At 61.4% G+C, this 14,214-nt stretch carries 11 protein-coding genes; 2 read left to right on the top strand and 9 right to left on the bottom strand.

The window, feature by feature from the left end; genetic code table 11:
- Positions 1-264: 264 nt before the first annotated feature.
- A complete protein-coding gene (locus tag NUG21_RS09980; RefSeq protein ID WP_263392955.1) occupies positions 265-5,370 on the top strand; it encodes a P-loop NTPase family protein in 5,106 nt (1,701 codons plus the stop codon).
- Between the two features lie 126 nt (positions 5,371-5,496).
- Here NUG21_RS09980 and NUG21_RS09975 read toward each other — a convergent pair whose 3' ends face one another.
- The 4 genes from NUG21_RS09975 to NUG21_RS09960 all read right to left on the bottom strand — a co-directional run bounded on the left by NUG21_RS09975 (position 5,497) and on the right by NUG21_RS09960 (position 9,192).
- Positions 5,497-6,426 (bottom strand): hypothetical protein, encoded by a 930-nt coding sequence (locus NUG21_RS09975; RefSeq protein ID WP_263392954.1) that lies wholly within the window; start codon positions 6,424-6,426, stop codon positions 5,497-5,499.
- Complete coding sequence (locus NUG21_RS09970) at positions 6,423-7,379, bottom strand: MvdC/MvdD family ATP grasp protein (RefSeq protein ID WP_263392953.1); 957 nt, start codon at positions 7,377-7,379, stop codon at positions 6,423-6,425. Before NUG21_RS09970 ends, NUG21_RS09975 begins: the two co-directional genes overlap by 4 nt.
- Positions 7,379-7,837: a hypothetical protein gene (locus NUG21_RS09965; protein ID WP_263392952.1), complete on the bottom strand. Its 459-nt coding sequence runs from the start codon at positions 7,835-7,837 to the stop codon at positions 7,379-7,381. Before NUG21_RS09965 ends, NUG21_RS09970 begins: the two co-directional genes overlap by 1 nt.
- 269 nt (positions 7,838-8,106) lie before the next feature.
- Complete coding sequence (locus tag NUG21_RS09960; RefSeq protein WP_263392951.1) at positions 8,107-9,192, bottom strand: site-specific integrase; 1,086 nt, start codon at positions 9,190-9,192, stop codon at positions 8,107-8,109.
- A gap of 104 nt (positions 9,193-9,296) precedes the next feature.
- Between NUG21_RS09960 and NUG21_RS09955 the strand changes: the two genes are divergently transcribed.
- A complete protein-coding gene (locus NUG21_RS09955) occupies positions 9,297-10,241 on the top strand; it encodes a DNA-binding protein (RefSeq protein ID WP_263392950.1) in 945 nt (314 codons plus the stop codon).
- A gap of 667 nt (positions 10,242-10,908) precedes the next feature.
- Here NUG21_RS09955 and NUG21_RS09950 read toward each other — a convergent pair.
- Genes NUG21_RS09950 through NUG21_RS09930 form a run of 5 tightly spaced genes read right to left on the bottom strand, consistent with a single transcriptional unit; the run spans position 10,909 to position 14,157 of the window.
- Positions 10,909-11,040, bottom strand: a complete 132-nt coding sequence (locus NUG21_RS09950; RefSeq protein WP_263392949.1) for a hypothetical protein — start codon at positions 11,038-11,040, stop codon at positions 10,909-10,911.
- A 6-nt stretch (positions 11,041-11,046) separates the two neighbouring features.
- Positions 11,047-11,325 carry a hypothetical protein gene (locus NUG21_RS09945; protein ID WP_263392948.1) on the bottom strand — a complete coding sequence of 93 codons (279 nt, stop codon included), beginning with the start codon at positions 11,323-11,325 and terminating at the stop codon, positions 11,047-11,049.
- Between the two features lie 2 nt (positions 11,326-11,327).
- Positions 11,328-12,500, bottom strand: coding sequence for a zonular occludens toxin domain-containing protein (locus NUG21_RS09940; RefSeq protein ID WP_263392947.1), 1,173 nt, complete (start codon positions 12,498-12,500; stop codon positions 11,328-11,330).
- Positions 12,500-12,790: a DUF2523 family protein gene (locus NUG21_RS09935; RefSeq protein WP_019795968.1), complete on the bottom strand. Its 291-nt coding sequence runs from the start codon at positions 12,788-12,790 to the stop codon at positions 12,500-12,502. The genes NUG21_RS09940 and NUG21_RS09935 overlap by 1 nt, the downstream gene beginning before the upstream one ends.
- Complete coding sequence (locus NUG21_RS09930) at positions 12,790-14,157, bottom strand: hypothetical protein (RefSeq protein ID WP_263392946.1); 1,368 nt, start codon at positions 14,155-14,157, stop codon at positions 12,790-12,792. Before NUG21_RS09930 ends, NUG21_RS09935 begins: the two co-directional genes overlap by 1 nt.
- Between the last annotated feature and the right edge of the window lie 57 nt (positions 14,158-14,214).

Here is a 14,214-nt window from a genome sequence, read left to right as displayed (position 1 = left end):
GAGTCGCACGTCCTTGAAAGCATTACTGAGTTGCAGCATGGTGCTCGTCGCCTTCCGTGCTTGAGATGTCCGCGACACGGAGCATTGGTCCATAGCCCATCCCCGGCACCATGTCTGCTCTTGGGTGCGGATTCAACCGATTGCTGCAACCCACTGAAGAAGCCTAGGTAGTAGAGTTAGATTGATTTCGGGGATAGGCGACGGCGACAGACGGGATCCTCAGCCTCATAAGGGCCACGCACCCGGTGCGATTCAAGGCAGAATATGGCAATGCACCGTGACGATCCCACCGCCCTCAGTCATGACTCGAGTCCCGCTGCACGCGGCGGCGCCGGCTCCTACATCGAAGGCGAGCTTGGTGCGTTCTACCTGCTGGCGCTCCTCGCCGATATCGAGCCGCGAGGATTGCCCGGGGCGCGCATCCAGCGCGTTCGTTACCAAGGCGTGGATCAGGGTTTCTCGCTTGACGATCTGGTGATCCACGGAACATCTCATGCTGGTGAGACGCTGCTGGAGATTCAGTCGAAGCGGACAATCTCGTTCGCCCCGAAGGACACGGTATTCGAAGAGGTCTGCAGGCAAGTAGCCAGGAATAACGCACAAGATATTCCCGAAGATAGGCATCGGCTTGCGGTTGCGACGCAACGGACGAGCAGGGCCATCTCAGGTCCATATCAAGACGTCCTGGAATGGGCGCGCAAAGCTGCGACCGGAGCCGAGTTCTTCAGCCGACTGGCGGCTAAAGGCGTATCCGGGCTCGACATGCGAAAATTCTGCAACACTTTCCGTACGAACCTCGTGGCGGCAGGGGTTGCGGACGATGACAGTGCGATCTGGCGTTTCATTAGGCGGTTCCTGATCCTAGAGTTCGACTTCGAGTCGAGTGCGCCGCTGGCAAGAACCCACGGGTTGTTCGTTGCCAGACAGATCCTCGCCCCAGGGGACACTCCGCGAGCGGAAGCGCTATGGAGCAACCTCATAGAAATTTCGCTCGAGAGGGCAAAGGCGGGCGGCTTCGTCGAACGCGTCGAACTGCGAGGCCTGCTCTCTGACCGGGGCTTCCGCCTCTCAGGCGACCGGAACTTCTCCGCAGCAAGGCTGAAACTGGCAGAGAGATCACGACAGGCCTTGGCCGAGATCGGTAACAGCGTCGCCGGAGTCCAACTTCCTCGACTCAAAGCGATCGAGGCGCTCGACTTAGCACTCGATCAGCATCGCTTCGTCGAGATCAGCGGTGGTCCTGGCGTCGGCAAGTCGGCGGTGCTCAAGCATGCCGCCGAACGCATCATTTCTCAAGCCAACGTTCTCGTCCTCGATCCGGTTAGCACGCCGGAGGGCGGTTGGGCGGCCTTGGCACAGACATTGGATCTTCAGGCAACGGCACGGGAGTTCTTGGGGGATTTAGCAACGAGCGGTGGCGCAGTGATTTTCATCGACAGCCTCGAGATGTTCACGTCTCCTGCGCGACGCCGAACGGTCAACGATCTGCTGCGGGAAGTCGCCGCAATCGAAGGCTTGTTGATCGTCGCCACATCACGACCGGAGTACCGGGTTGACGGAGACGACTGGCTTGCGCCGGAGTTGGTATCACTGCTTGGACCGATCCACGCGGTCGTCGTCGGCGAGCTTGACGACGATGAAGTCGAGACCTTGCGCCAGCATGCCCCAGAGCTTCGGGAGCTCCTGGCGCCGGGACACGCCGCCGCCGCCATCGTCCGAAACCTGTACAGGCTCTCGAGACTGCTCAAGGTGCCATCAACCACGGCGATCCGGTCGGAGGCGGCACTTGCAAGCCACTGGTGGCGGACCGCGGACTCCGTGGAACCCTCCGACCGGCGAGCGGCCCAGCGGCTAATGGCCGATCTCGCGGACGCCGCCTTAGCAGGTGGCAACGCGATTGAGGTCCGTGACGATTCGCCCGCGCGCAACCACCTCCTGCGATCCCAGACTCTGACAGAGCCCAGGCGAGACCATCTGCGTTTCTACCACGACGTGCTTCGGGACTGGGCTGTGGGCGCCCGCCTGCACGAGGATCCCGATCGCTTCAACGCGCTATACCTCGGAGCTCCGGCTTCGGCGAAGGTCGCACGCGGTGTGGAGTTCGCCGGGCGCTTTGCGCTGGAGAACGCCGACGGCTCGCAATGGCTTGCGCTCCTCGAAAGATTGTCGGCTTCTGGGTCTCACAGTTCCTGGCGGCGTCAAGTGCTATTGGCGATTGTTCGCTCAGAACTTTCAGTAAACTTGCTTGAGCGCTGTAGCGCGGCGCTTCTCGCGCGAGACGGAGCGCTGCTCATAGAGCTTTGCGTCGCCGTGACGGCAGTGGAAACAATGGCGCCCGCTGACATAGCGCGAGACCTGACTGGCGAATCGGCGGCATGGTTGTCCTCGCTCCCGAAGGCCATCCGCGTACCGACGACCGCATCCGCGTCGAGGCTGATGGACTGGTGCTTCCGCCACTCAGCGGAGATTCCGCTTCAGGCGATTTCGCCTGTCGTCAAGATTGTGCAGGCCCTGTACCTATTGGTTACCGGCGCACCAAGATTGGCCACATCTATCGCTGGGATGCTCTTCGGCTGGCTGCGCCAACTCGATGAGCCTGATGCGGACGTCCTGATTCCTGCGGGGACCACGCCATTGCGTATCGACCGCAGGTCAATGGTGCGGGAGCTTAGGGCAGTGTCCTTGCTACTATCCGCCTACGCACCAGAACAGACGAAGGCCTATCTGCGTGCAGTCGCCGCGGAGAAAGGAGGCTTCAAGCTTAGGGAGATCCGTCCATTCAGCGCGACGATCGCACGCGTAGCACCGCGGGAACTCGCCAATCTCGTTGAGGCAAGTCTGATCGAATCTCAAGACCGTCGAGAGCAGACTCGGCGCCGTCGGGATAAAGCGTTCAGTTTCAACGACAGCGACTACCTGCCACCATCGCCGGCGCAGACGCCATTTTTAGACCTGCTGGAGGCGGAGCCCGCCGTGGGCCTCGACTTAGTACGCAAGCTCGTCGATGAAGCTATTGCCGACCGATCTGCTTACGGCGATCCGGAATCGACCGGATTCTTACTAAAGCTTGACGACGGCTCGCGTTTTTTCCCATGGCCTCAAACTTATCTCTGGTCGCGCGACCAGGCTCGGGAGTATTCAGTGGCGTCTGCGCTAATGGCGTTGGAAGCTTGGGGGCACGGCCGTGTCGAGGCCGGCGAGCAGTTGGATGCCGTAATAGCCGACATTCTCGGCGCCGACGGCAGTTGTGCGGCTTATCTACTTGTGGCGATCGATCTTCTGTTGTCCCACTGGCCGGCGAGTCGGGAGTTGTTGGTTCCCTTCATCGCGTCCCCGGAATTGTTGGCGGCGGATCGAGGAAGGGCAGCGCATGATTCCTTGTCGACATTGGGCTTCGGCGTTGCCCAGGAACCGGACGGAAGAATACGTCTCGCTGATCTCCAAGCAAAACGCTCGCGAGGTGTTGCGCTCGAGAGATTCTTGCCGGGCTATCTTCGGGACGACGAAGCGTCTCGGCGGGTGAGAATACTGCTCCAAAAAGCCGTTGTTAGGACTAGACCGTACGCTGCGCATGCGGACTTTAGCGATCCAGGGTTTATGGGTACCTATGCGCTGAACGTGCTTGACGAACGCAATTGGGTCGCAGTTGGAGACCGGCGCGAGTATCGATCACCACCGGCGGAGGCGGAGCATCTGGCGCGCCTTGATGAACATCATAGCGATCGCCGTCGCTCCATCGAAATCGAATCTAAGATCCAGCTCGCGATACACGACCTCGCGCACGCCAATGCTGCCGTCGCACGTGAATCCGTAGAGTTCGCGAACGGCAAACTGCCGGATGACACCGATTCCGATGTGCTTCGGTCGAGGTCGACCCGTCTTGCGGCGACGGCGATGCTTGCGGCGCGCGACGGCGATGACGCGCTGCTGGATGAACACGAGGATTGGGTGCGCGAGGTTGTCAGGCTCATCTTGTCCCAGGAGGGAGACAGCTTCCGCACTTCAAGCTCAGCACTCGCCTACAATCCTCAAGCCCTCTCGGTGCTGGCATTGATCCATCTTTGGTGCCGGCGCGACCGAAATTCCGATCGCGATGCACTGCTTCGCGCTGCAACGCGGCAGGACCGTTGCGCGCTGCCGGCGTTCTTGGCGGCGCTGGATGTCATCGCTGGAACCGATCCGCGTTTGCTGAAGTCTGCCGCGCGCGCCGCCTTCGCCACGAGTCGTTGGAGGCGCAGCCCCTGGGACGAGGCCAAGGCGGAAGCGGCCAGATACGAACGTGAGAAGGAGAACATCGATTGCCTGACAGTCGAAGCCGAGGCTGTTTGGCTGGACGGCGGTTCCGAACCTGCCTGGCCCGCCTTTCCGGAGGAAGAGCCGGTTCTCAGTCAATACACACGTGTGCAAAGCTCGCGCTCGGCGGAAATCGATAATTTCGAAGATGCAGCAAGCCCAAGACGGATTCCAGAAGCGAGCGTTCACGTTGACACTCAGGCTGTCGCGCTGTGGCTGAATCTTCTGGCGGACAACGATTTGGCACGGGAATGGCATTCGGAGATCGTCGAAGCCTATGCCATATGGTCCGCAAGGAAAAACGGATTCGGTCATCCGCCTGATATCGAGTTAGATCGAGAGGTTATGGAATGGAACAACGTTTTTTACGTCTTCGTCGCAAACGAGTTGATGGACGCCAGCGACGATCGGTTCGATGAACTGCTGGCGCAGATCGAAGCACTTCCGGATCGCTCGTTCGGAGACGTTTCGGAGATCGTGCTCCACACCGCCGATGTCTGTTATTTCAACGACGTATCGCGCCCCCCCGAGCGTGCGGTGGAGCTTCGCCGTCGGCTGGTGGCCCGCGCTTCGAAGTTGCGTTACTGGAACCGCGATCCACGACCGGGTGATCTGTCGATTGATCGCGACATCGGTGGTGTGGTCGCCAAGTTATTGTTGAATACGCATAACCTGATCGGTGGCACCACCAGCCACCTCGTACCAGCGGTGTTTGATCGCATCGATCCTATTCTGGAGGTGCTGCGCCCGTTCGTACGGGGTGGCCCCACTCCCTTCGTCGCATTGTGCACAATGAACATGCTGCTCGTAGCTCCACGGGTGCGGCATCTCGATTTCCTTCTGCATGCTGCGGAAGAGTGGCTCAAGCGGCTGCCTACCGATATCGGGATGTGGGTGGAGCTCGGAATCGGCCGGCAGCTAGTGGAATGGCTGAAGACAGCTGCGGAGGAAGATTCGGCGCTACTCACGCCCGCCCATCCGATGCGCAATCGTATCGACAGCATTGTCGGACAACTCGTTGAGCTTGGCGTTCCGGGGAGCTATGATTTCGAGAGTCTCGTGGAGCGGAGCAGTTGATTGACCGTGTCGGATGCATTTTCACGAACAGGCTTTCAGCACTAGCTCCACCGCCACTAGGACTGCTTAGCGCTGTTCGTGGCCGATAATGTGGTGCAAGCAACGTTAGAGATGGAAAGCCGAACATCAGGGCTGTTTGCTAGGCTCAGCGCGTTTCGAAGTGACTGGTGTCTCAGGGTCTTGATTGGCCGCTGGATCGGTCGAAGGGTTGCTCATATGATTTGCAGAAAGGCGTTGGATCTCAAGCCGCAATTTGGCCAGATCCTCCTGCATACTGAGCTGTTCGACGCGCAGCACCTCTGTTTGATCGACTTGGTCGATCAAGGTTTCTAGCGTTCTGTTGAGTTGCGACAGCGCGGGATCCGGGGTGGATTTCTGGCGACCGGTCGCCGCGGCGATGCTTGGAACCACCACCGCGCCTGCAAGCAAGACGAGCGCAACCGAGATCGCCAGGAACATCTGCGATGCGCGAATGAAGTTCGCGACATGGTCGTTGAGCGCCTGTTGCTTGATGTACACGTAGAGCAAGCCGCGTCCATGGAAATCGTCGGTCGCCCTCCTGAAGGCGCGGGAAACAACGACGCTATCGATGCCAAGTTCCTCGCGTTCTCGAACGGACATGGCTCGCAGGATGGCGAGAAAGCCCATAACCATACTGGTGATAGCCAGCGCGACCAGGAGCAGGCAGGTATGCCTGACCCACGCGGAGATCGACGGCTCCTTGACGATGAAAGCCGACAGGGCGATGACAATGGGTGCGGCAATCCCGAGGCCGGAAAGCGTCGCCGTCGATTTCTGCTCGAGGTGCGCAGAGCGTGTCCTTGCGGCGTCCCATAGTTGTTCGATCCGCTGCAGCAACTTAGGACGGATCGTACCCTTCGGCGAGTTCGTGGTGATGCTCTGCTCCGGGGATGGAGCCGTGCCGTACGCAGAGAGTGTGTGGTGCAGCAACACGAAGAAGGTCGCTATGCTCTTCTTCGCGGCATCAAAATATGTCCGAAAAGAGACCGGAAGGCGGCTCGGTGGTTTAGAAAGGTAGTCTCGGGCCTGGCTCATCGTCCTTCCTGGTGTTGAGGATGGAACAGATCGATGAAGGCATCGCGCAGGGGAAGGTCGAGTTCAAGTTCCAGCCATGCCCATTCGCCAGCTGGATTAACTTCAAGGAAGAACAGTTCGCCCTCCGGCGATTGGACGAAGTCGAAGGCGCCGTAGACCAGATCTAGCGCTTTCAACAGCTTCTTGCAGTTGTCGACGACTGGCTCGGGAAGCGTGCAAGGACGATAGATCAGATCATTGGGGCACGACCTCCAGTCGATTTCGGCATCGGGGGCTGTTTCGATGGCGACGGGGAATGCACGGTCTCCAATGACCGTGAGCCTGATGTCCAAGCCCTTGGGTACCAGCTTCTGCAGCAGCGTTGGGAATGCGCAGGAGGCTATCTCAGCAAGGTCGTCCTCCATGACCTCCCAAGTGCGCACGGCGAACCATTGCGACCGTGTGGCGACGAGACCTTGGGAGATCGGCTTGCAGATGATGCGTCCATGCTGCTTCGCGAAGGACTGCAGCTCTCTAGGGTCGCTGCTGATGATCGTGGCCGGGATCTGAAGGCCGTAATGCGGTGCAAGGGCGAGCTGGCGCACCTTGCGCTCGGCGCGCTCCGTTGCGCCGATGGGGTTCACCCACCTGACGCCCCCGGTTTCAGGCAACAGGCCTTCTAAGAGATAGCGAAGCTCCTGCGCCGCGAATCTCCTGAACTCCTCCGGTACGTCTTCAAGGCCGACGGGATGGATGGCACGTCGATACCAGACGGCGTCGACACTGGCCAATGGTGCCTCCCTGAACTCGCTGCGCAGTAGTGCGTTGATGCCGGACGAATCACAGTGGATCGAGTACCTGAGATTAGCGGCATCCTCGGAATCCAGCCGGAAGTAGTCGATGCCTTTCTCTTCCATGCGTGTGATCATGAAGTCGGCGGCGAGATCGTCCCGGTTGCTAACGATCAGCAGCATCAGTACCGGCCTTCATCACTAATGCGTTCCGATTGATCGTGACCTTCGCTGGTTGCTGTAACGACGGTCTCTCCAAAATCGGAGGCACGCACGGATTCGGAGTGATCGACGCCTTCTGAGGTTTCGGTTATGACGGTCTCGCCCCAATCGGAGGCGCGGATGCCCTCCGATTGATCAATGCCCTCGGAGGTTTTGGTTGTGACGGTCTCACCCCAGTCGGAGGCACGAGTAACCTCCGATTGGTCGATGCCTTCGGAAGTTCTCGTTGTTATGGTTTCCCCCCAGTCGCTGCGCTGGCGGCTGTTCGGGCGCACATGCTCCGCTACTACCGGAAGTCCGGAGTCCCTAGAGATCCAGAGTTGGCGCATTGGATCGAATACCCGGCTTGGGTCAGGTACGTGTCCCGGTATGGGCTTTCGAGACTTCAGCACGAATGGCTGGCGACGCGACTCATTCATATCGGCTCCCGTTAAACAATAAATCTGGCAACTATGAATCGTACGACACGGCAATGCGATGCAAGGGGTGGCAAGCCGGACAATCAGAATCCGACAAATGTGCTGCCGGAACGCTGGCCGCACCGTTTGCTTGTAAATGCTCCACAGCGGTGGCCACGGTCCGATGAGCGGTCAGGTCCAGGAGCCCCTCTGCCGGCTTAACAACTCCGCTGATCCAAGGGTAACCCGCCAATTTGGTCTAGATGAGCACTTCAAGAGCTTAGGGCAGGTCAGTCTTCCAGTAGACGAGCGGCGGGATTCATCACAGCGCCGCCCGATTGGAAATACCCCACGATACTCGACACCGACCGGTGTTCGGTCAGTTGCATGATCGCCGGCAGCGTCACACCTTGGCGGCTGGCCTCGGTCACGAACCCTGACCTTAGACTGTGCCCGCCAAAATCCCCCTCCAGTCCAGCCAGTCGCGCCCGCCGCTGTACGATCTCGCCTACCGCGGCCGGAGACAGGGCAGGGCCGACGCGCTGCTTCCACAGCCGTCGGAAGATCGCCCCTTCGGTGATCCCGGCTGCGTCCAGCCAGGCCTGCAGTGCGAGGGCGGCCCGATCGAGCACCGGCTTGTCCGGGGTCGAACTCGCGGTAACACCGGCCTGCTGGGTCTTGCTGTGCTCCAGGCGGTAGATGTAGCCCGCCTCGCCGATCCGGCGCAGGTCTCGCAGGTCGGCGGCGGCGATTTCACTGCGCCGGCGCCCACCGCTGGCAAACCCGAAGCAGAGTAGGGCGCGATCCCGTATTCCTTCCAGGCTGTCGTCGCAGGTAGCCAGCAGGGCTTCCAGCTCCGGCAGGGTGATCGCGGTCTTCTTGCGCGGCCGCTCGCCGCGTTTGACTGCGGCTCGGGCGGCGCGGCTGAGCACCGTGCGGATCGCTGGCTGTTCGCAGGGATTGGTCACCTGTTTGAGCCTGTGCGCGGTGGACAGCACGGCAACTCGATGCCGCACGGTGGCCAAGGTCCAGGGCCCAAGCTTGGCCTTCAAGCCGGCCGCCACCAAGGCCTGGTCCACGATCGGCGGCAGCTCCCACGCCAGCTCACCGTCAGTCGAGCGGCGCTGCACGTGATCGACCACAAACTGCAGCACAGTGGCTTCGGGCACCGGCAATGCGAGCTCGATGCCGTAGCGCGCCGCATGCCATCCGGCCCAGTAGCGCAGGGCACTGGTGTAGCTGCGGGTGGTGTTCTCGGCCGCTGCTTCGGCCAGCAGCTCGCGCACCGCGTCCGCCGCCTGTTGCGCCAGCTGTTCGGGCAGTACCAGCTGGTGGACGGTCTGGGCGAGGGCGGCACTAGTGGAATTAGCATCCATAGTATGTAATGTACGCTACGAATCAGCAGGCGTAGCCACGATAATCATCACTTATCGCGAGTACGTCAACTGCGGGGCAGGGCGCCAATCCGGGAGGCACTTCAATGGCCAGAGGCATCACAGAATCAGATGTTCACGCCGCCGCCGACGCGCTTGTCGCGCTGGGCGAACGTCCGACCGTCGAACGCATCCGTGCTCATCTTGGTACAGGCTCCCCGAATACCGTCGTTCGGTGGCTGGAGACATGGTGGCGCGGATTGGGGACGCGCCTGGCGCAAAACGACCAGATCCGCGTAGTCACAGCCAATGTGCCCGAGGCAGTGGCAGCCCTGGCAGGGAAGTGGTGGGCGTTAGCTCTTAACCATGCGCGGAACCATGCCGATGAAGCCATCGCCAGTGAGCGTGCCGCCGTACTGAGCGCCCGAGATGAATTAGAACGCGATCGCCACAGCATCCAGGCCGAACTCGGCCGGCTTAGGGGCGAGGCAGAGGTGGCTCATCACGCCGAACAGCTCGCGACAGCCCGCGCCGGCGAACTCGAGCGTCTCGTTGCGCAACTCCAGCAGCAGCTAGATGAGTTCTGCCAGCAGCGCGACGCGGCAACACTGCGTGTATCAGAAGTAGAAAGAGCCTGCGAAGCACTGCAGATTCAGCTTCAGCATGTGCAGGAAGCGGCGCGTGCTGAGCGCGACACTTTGATCCAGCATGTGCGTGCTACGGAAGACCGTGCACATGCGGAAGTGGATCGGGCGCGCCAGGAGACCAAGGAGGCTCAACAGCAACTGATGAGCCTCCGAAAAGAAGTTGCAATGGCCGAACGGCTGCATGGCGAGGAGCTTGAGCGCGCGAAGGCCACGGTCTCCCAGACTCGCCAGGAACTTACCGTCCAGCAAGCGCGTGCCGACGCGTTGGAGGCACAGCTGGCCAAATTGAACGATCTCCCTGCGGCACTCGAAGCGGCTTGGCACCAACGTGTTGGACACGGTCAGCCCAAGCCTCCTAAACCAGCACGCTCTAGGCGTACTCGCGGCAAAGTGGCTGCAACCTGACACCGATCAAGCTGCTCTGCATAGCGACACTGGCACGAAGAGCGTCCACGCGTTACTTTGGATCGTGTCCTTGGAGAGGGAAAAAAGCCTTTGAAATCAAGCAGGGGCACGATCCAAACGAAAAGGACACGAACTAAAGAAACTGACAGCAACGGGGATGGCCGGCCGCGCCCCCGTCCGGGGACATAGCTAATTTCGCATAATGTATCTTATGTTCGGACGCTGGTTCGCCAGGCTGCGCAGGCTGTTCACGCCACCCCGGCCAGGATGGCCCGCCGAATGGAGTTCGGCGCATGCGTGATCGGAAACTGACCGGCCCCTGGGCCGGTTTTTCGTTTGAGGCCGGGATGCTGGTGACACCTGAAGGCAGGCGCATCGACGCATGGACGCTACGACACTGGTCGCTGACATGCACCATCGCAGACGAATGGCGCCGGATGATGGACGAGTGCCGGCAACGCGAGCGCGGAAAGACGCTGGCCCGGAAAGGTAGCGTCGCGTACATGCGGGACAAGCTGCGCGAAGATCTGGAAAAGAAGCGGTCAGCAGGAGGTGGTCAGTCGAGGTGCGAGCCTGGGCAGGTAGGCCGACCAGGTCGTGGGCGCCGGCGGACCTAGCGCGGGTGAGGCGTTGACCGTAGGGGGCGATGCCCCCTACACCCCTGGGGCTAGCGCAGGGGTCGGAACAACGAGGCGCCGAGGCGAGTGGCGCGGATGCCGGAGACCAGGCCGAGGATCGAGAACACGATGACCTCGGCGAGCAGGATGGTGCGAAACCAGTCGATGTTGCCCATATCCATGACGCGTCACGCCTTCGGGTAGCGGGTGGCCAACTCGGCAACGAGGCGGGCCACAGTGGCACGGGCAGATCCGTTGTCGATGCTCTTGCGGATCAGATCCAACAGCAGGCTATCAGAGAGTTGAGCGGGGCGCGCATGCCCTACCCTCAGCCGCTTGGCCTTGCGCTGGCGGTACGCGGCCGCTCGCTCCGCATCGGTCTTGGCGGCGATGCCATCGGCCGGCGGTCGACCAGGTCGACCGCGCAGGGGCATTTCAAGGGTGCCGGGGTCTCTGTCGTCGCGCATGGTCACATCTCCAGGGTGGTAGCCGGGGTATAGGTCTCTGACTTCGCCTGAGGGTGCTCCGGGAACGTGCCCTGGGCGCGGGGAAGCTTGGCGATCACGCTGCCCTGCAGGGGCGCGCCAGCGTGCGCCTGGGGCGCGTCCTGGGCCTGGGGCGGTACGTAGGGTGCCGGCGGGGCGCTGGGCTGCTTGTACGGGTTGTAGGGCGGCCCGTTGAGGGCGACCGTACGGCACTGCGGCTGCGGCAGGTCGTACTTGGTGCCCTGCTCCGTCATGCAGGTGCAGCTCGGCTCGGTGGTGTGGCCCTGGCCGTCTTTGCCGCCGAGGCTGGACATGCAGAAAAGCTGGGGCTGGCCGACCGGAGCGGCGCCATCGTAGATGGGCGCGGTCCAGGGCATCGTGGGGAACCTGGCCAGGTGCGCAGTGGCGTAGTCGGTCGCCGTGGCGTAGGTGCGCGCGACGCCCCCCCCGCGCTCGATCGTACCTCCCTTCGCGGTGGTGCCGTCGCGCGTTTGCTGAGGGTGCTCTGCTGGATCGTGCTCAGCCTGATAGCCGGCGATCTTGCTGGCGAAATACCAGCGGATGCCGAAGAGGATTACGGCGAGCACCACCAGGCCGCCGACAACGTAGCGGATCCACATCGGCACGGTGCGCTTGGTGGTCACCAGCGTGGTGCTGGTGTAGTAGTCGAACACGTATTTCGGGCGCACCCAATCGACGATGTCGTTGCAAGCGCCCTGAACGTTGCTCTGATACTGGTTCCAGCGCTTGAGCTTGGTCTTGCTGCGCATGACCGAGGTCTGGCGCACGTGCACATGCTCTTCGTAGAGCCCGCGCAAGAAGGGATCGAGTTGCAGGCCCTGCTGCGCGATCAGGATGAAGTCAAAGCCGCGATGACGATGGCGGGCCATCGCTTCGACATGGTCGGGGACCTTGGCGCCGGGGTTGCGGTTCGGAAAAACGGTGTAGCACTCATCAAGGAGGATCACCGCACCATCGGGCAGATCCTGCCACTTGGTGGGATCGTCCAGATAGGTGAAACCGGCCTTCTCGTAGTCCAGATCCTTCACTCCGCTGGCGTAGATCTTGCGGCCCTCCTTCTTGAAGGTGAACGCCTTGTCGAGCGCATACGCGGTCTTGCCGTGGCCGGGCTGGCCGGTGACGAGGTAGAGGGCCATTAGGACGCCTTAAGCTTGGTCAGGATGGCGGCCTGGGCGCGGTTAGCGAGCCAGGCGGAAAGGATCATGGTCGTGGCGACACCGAACCCGGACGCGTTGAAGTAGGCATAGGCCACCGCAGGCAGACCGCCGATGTAGCCCTGGATGAGGGACTTCAGCGCTGGCATGGCGATTTCGTGCGTGGCGAAACCAATGCCGAAGGCGAGCAGCACGCGGCCGATGATGCCGGGCAGGTACTGACGCAGACCTTGCAGAAGCGCGGCAACCAGGGCGCCGATGATCATGGGCATTACGCACCCCCTCGGGACAGGATGAAGGCGGAGACGATGGCGGCACCGAGGATGCAGATGGCAGACATGGCTTTGACCCACTCGCAGAAAATGGGAGGCGGCGACGCGAGCGTGGAGAGGAAGCCATCAGCCAACTGACTACCACCGCCAGCGGTGGCGAAGCCGATGCAGGTGCCAACGCCGCCACCGAAGCCGGACGTGTCCAGATCGTCGGTGGACAGCTTGTTGGTCGTGAGCACCTTCGTGTCGTCGGCAGTGGCGCCGGCGCCGGGGTCCTGGCTCATGCCGTTGACCTTCGTCCACGCGGGTTGATCGCCAGAGTTGTCGCTGCCCTTCCCTCCTGCGAGCTTCTCGGTGGCGCATGCGGTGCGCCACTGCATGAGCAACGAGGCGTACTCCATCGCGTCGCACTTATCGCCGGTGCAAATGGGCGGTGTGCTGCAGGCGCCGCCTGCGATGTTGCGGTTGCGCCGCGTGTTGCAGTCAATGCGCCATTGAATGCGGGCCTGCCCACACATGACAGGATCGCCACTGCATGACGGTGGGGAATCGCAGGAATCACCGCCGGAGAAGGACGATTTGTCATCCTTGCCATCGTCGTCGCTGTCTTCGTCGTCGGGCTTGCCGTCGCCATCTTTGTCAGGTTTGCACGTCCCGTCGGAACCCATGGCCTGGCCGGTAGAACAGGCATCGGGCTTCTTGACGCAGCTGCCGTCAGGGCCTTTCACCTGGCCTTGAGGACACTCGCTTTCCTTCGCCTTACAGGTGCCGTCCTGCTGCTGCACCATGCCATCGGGGCAAGGCTCCGGGGCGCACTTGCCGACTCCGTTAGGAGACTGGCCCTTGGGGCACTCCTCCTTCTTCGGCTCACAGACGTTTAGGACAGGGTTCCAGTACTGAGAATCGCTGCATTCCTTGGGGAAATCGGAAGTGCTGCACACCCCGCCGGCACTGTAGATGGCGGTGCTGGTGCCATCAGCGTTACGCGACCAATACCCAACACAACCGGAGTCGCAGGAAGTAGAACCGGATTTGGGAGAAAAGGTCGAAGTGAAGGAAGGCCGCTTGTCGCACGTGTTGGCGCTGGGATAGCGATATTCGGGGTCGTTGTTGGAGCCTCGAATGAATACCTGGCAAGCAGCTTGCGCGCCAGTTTGGCCGGTGCTGCCTGAGACTCGGACGGCGTAGCACGAATAGATGGGATCTTGGGCAGCCTTCGCGCAGTTGATGACGACCTGATAAGTGGATTTATCGTCGTCAACACGTCCAGCTACAGCGCCGGAATCAGAGGCGCATGCGGAGTAGGCAGCACCTTGATCAGAGTAGCTCGCGGCAATGCCCTCCTGACAAAGCAGGAGGGCAACCACGAGGATGATCAGCTGTCGAAAGCGAGCCACACGGCCCCCAGCATCGCGATCATGACG

This window comes from Xanthomonas sp. CFBP 8445 (assembly GCF_025666235.1).
Classification (GTDB): domain Bacteria; phylum Pseudomonadota; class Gammaproteobacteria; order Xanthomonadales; family Xanthomonadaceae; genus Xanthomonas_A; species Xanthomonas_A indica.
The sequence above is the reverse complement of the archived record's forward strand: the minus strand, read 5'-3'. Positions and strand labels throughout refer to the sequence as shown.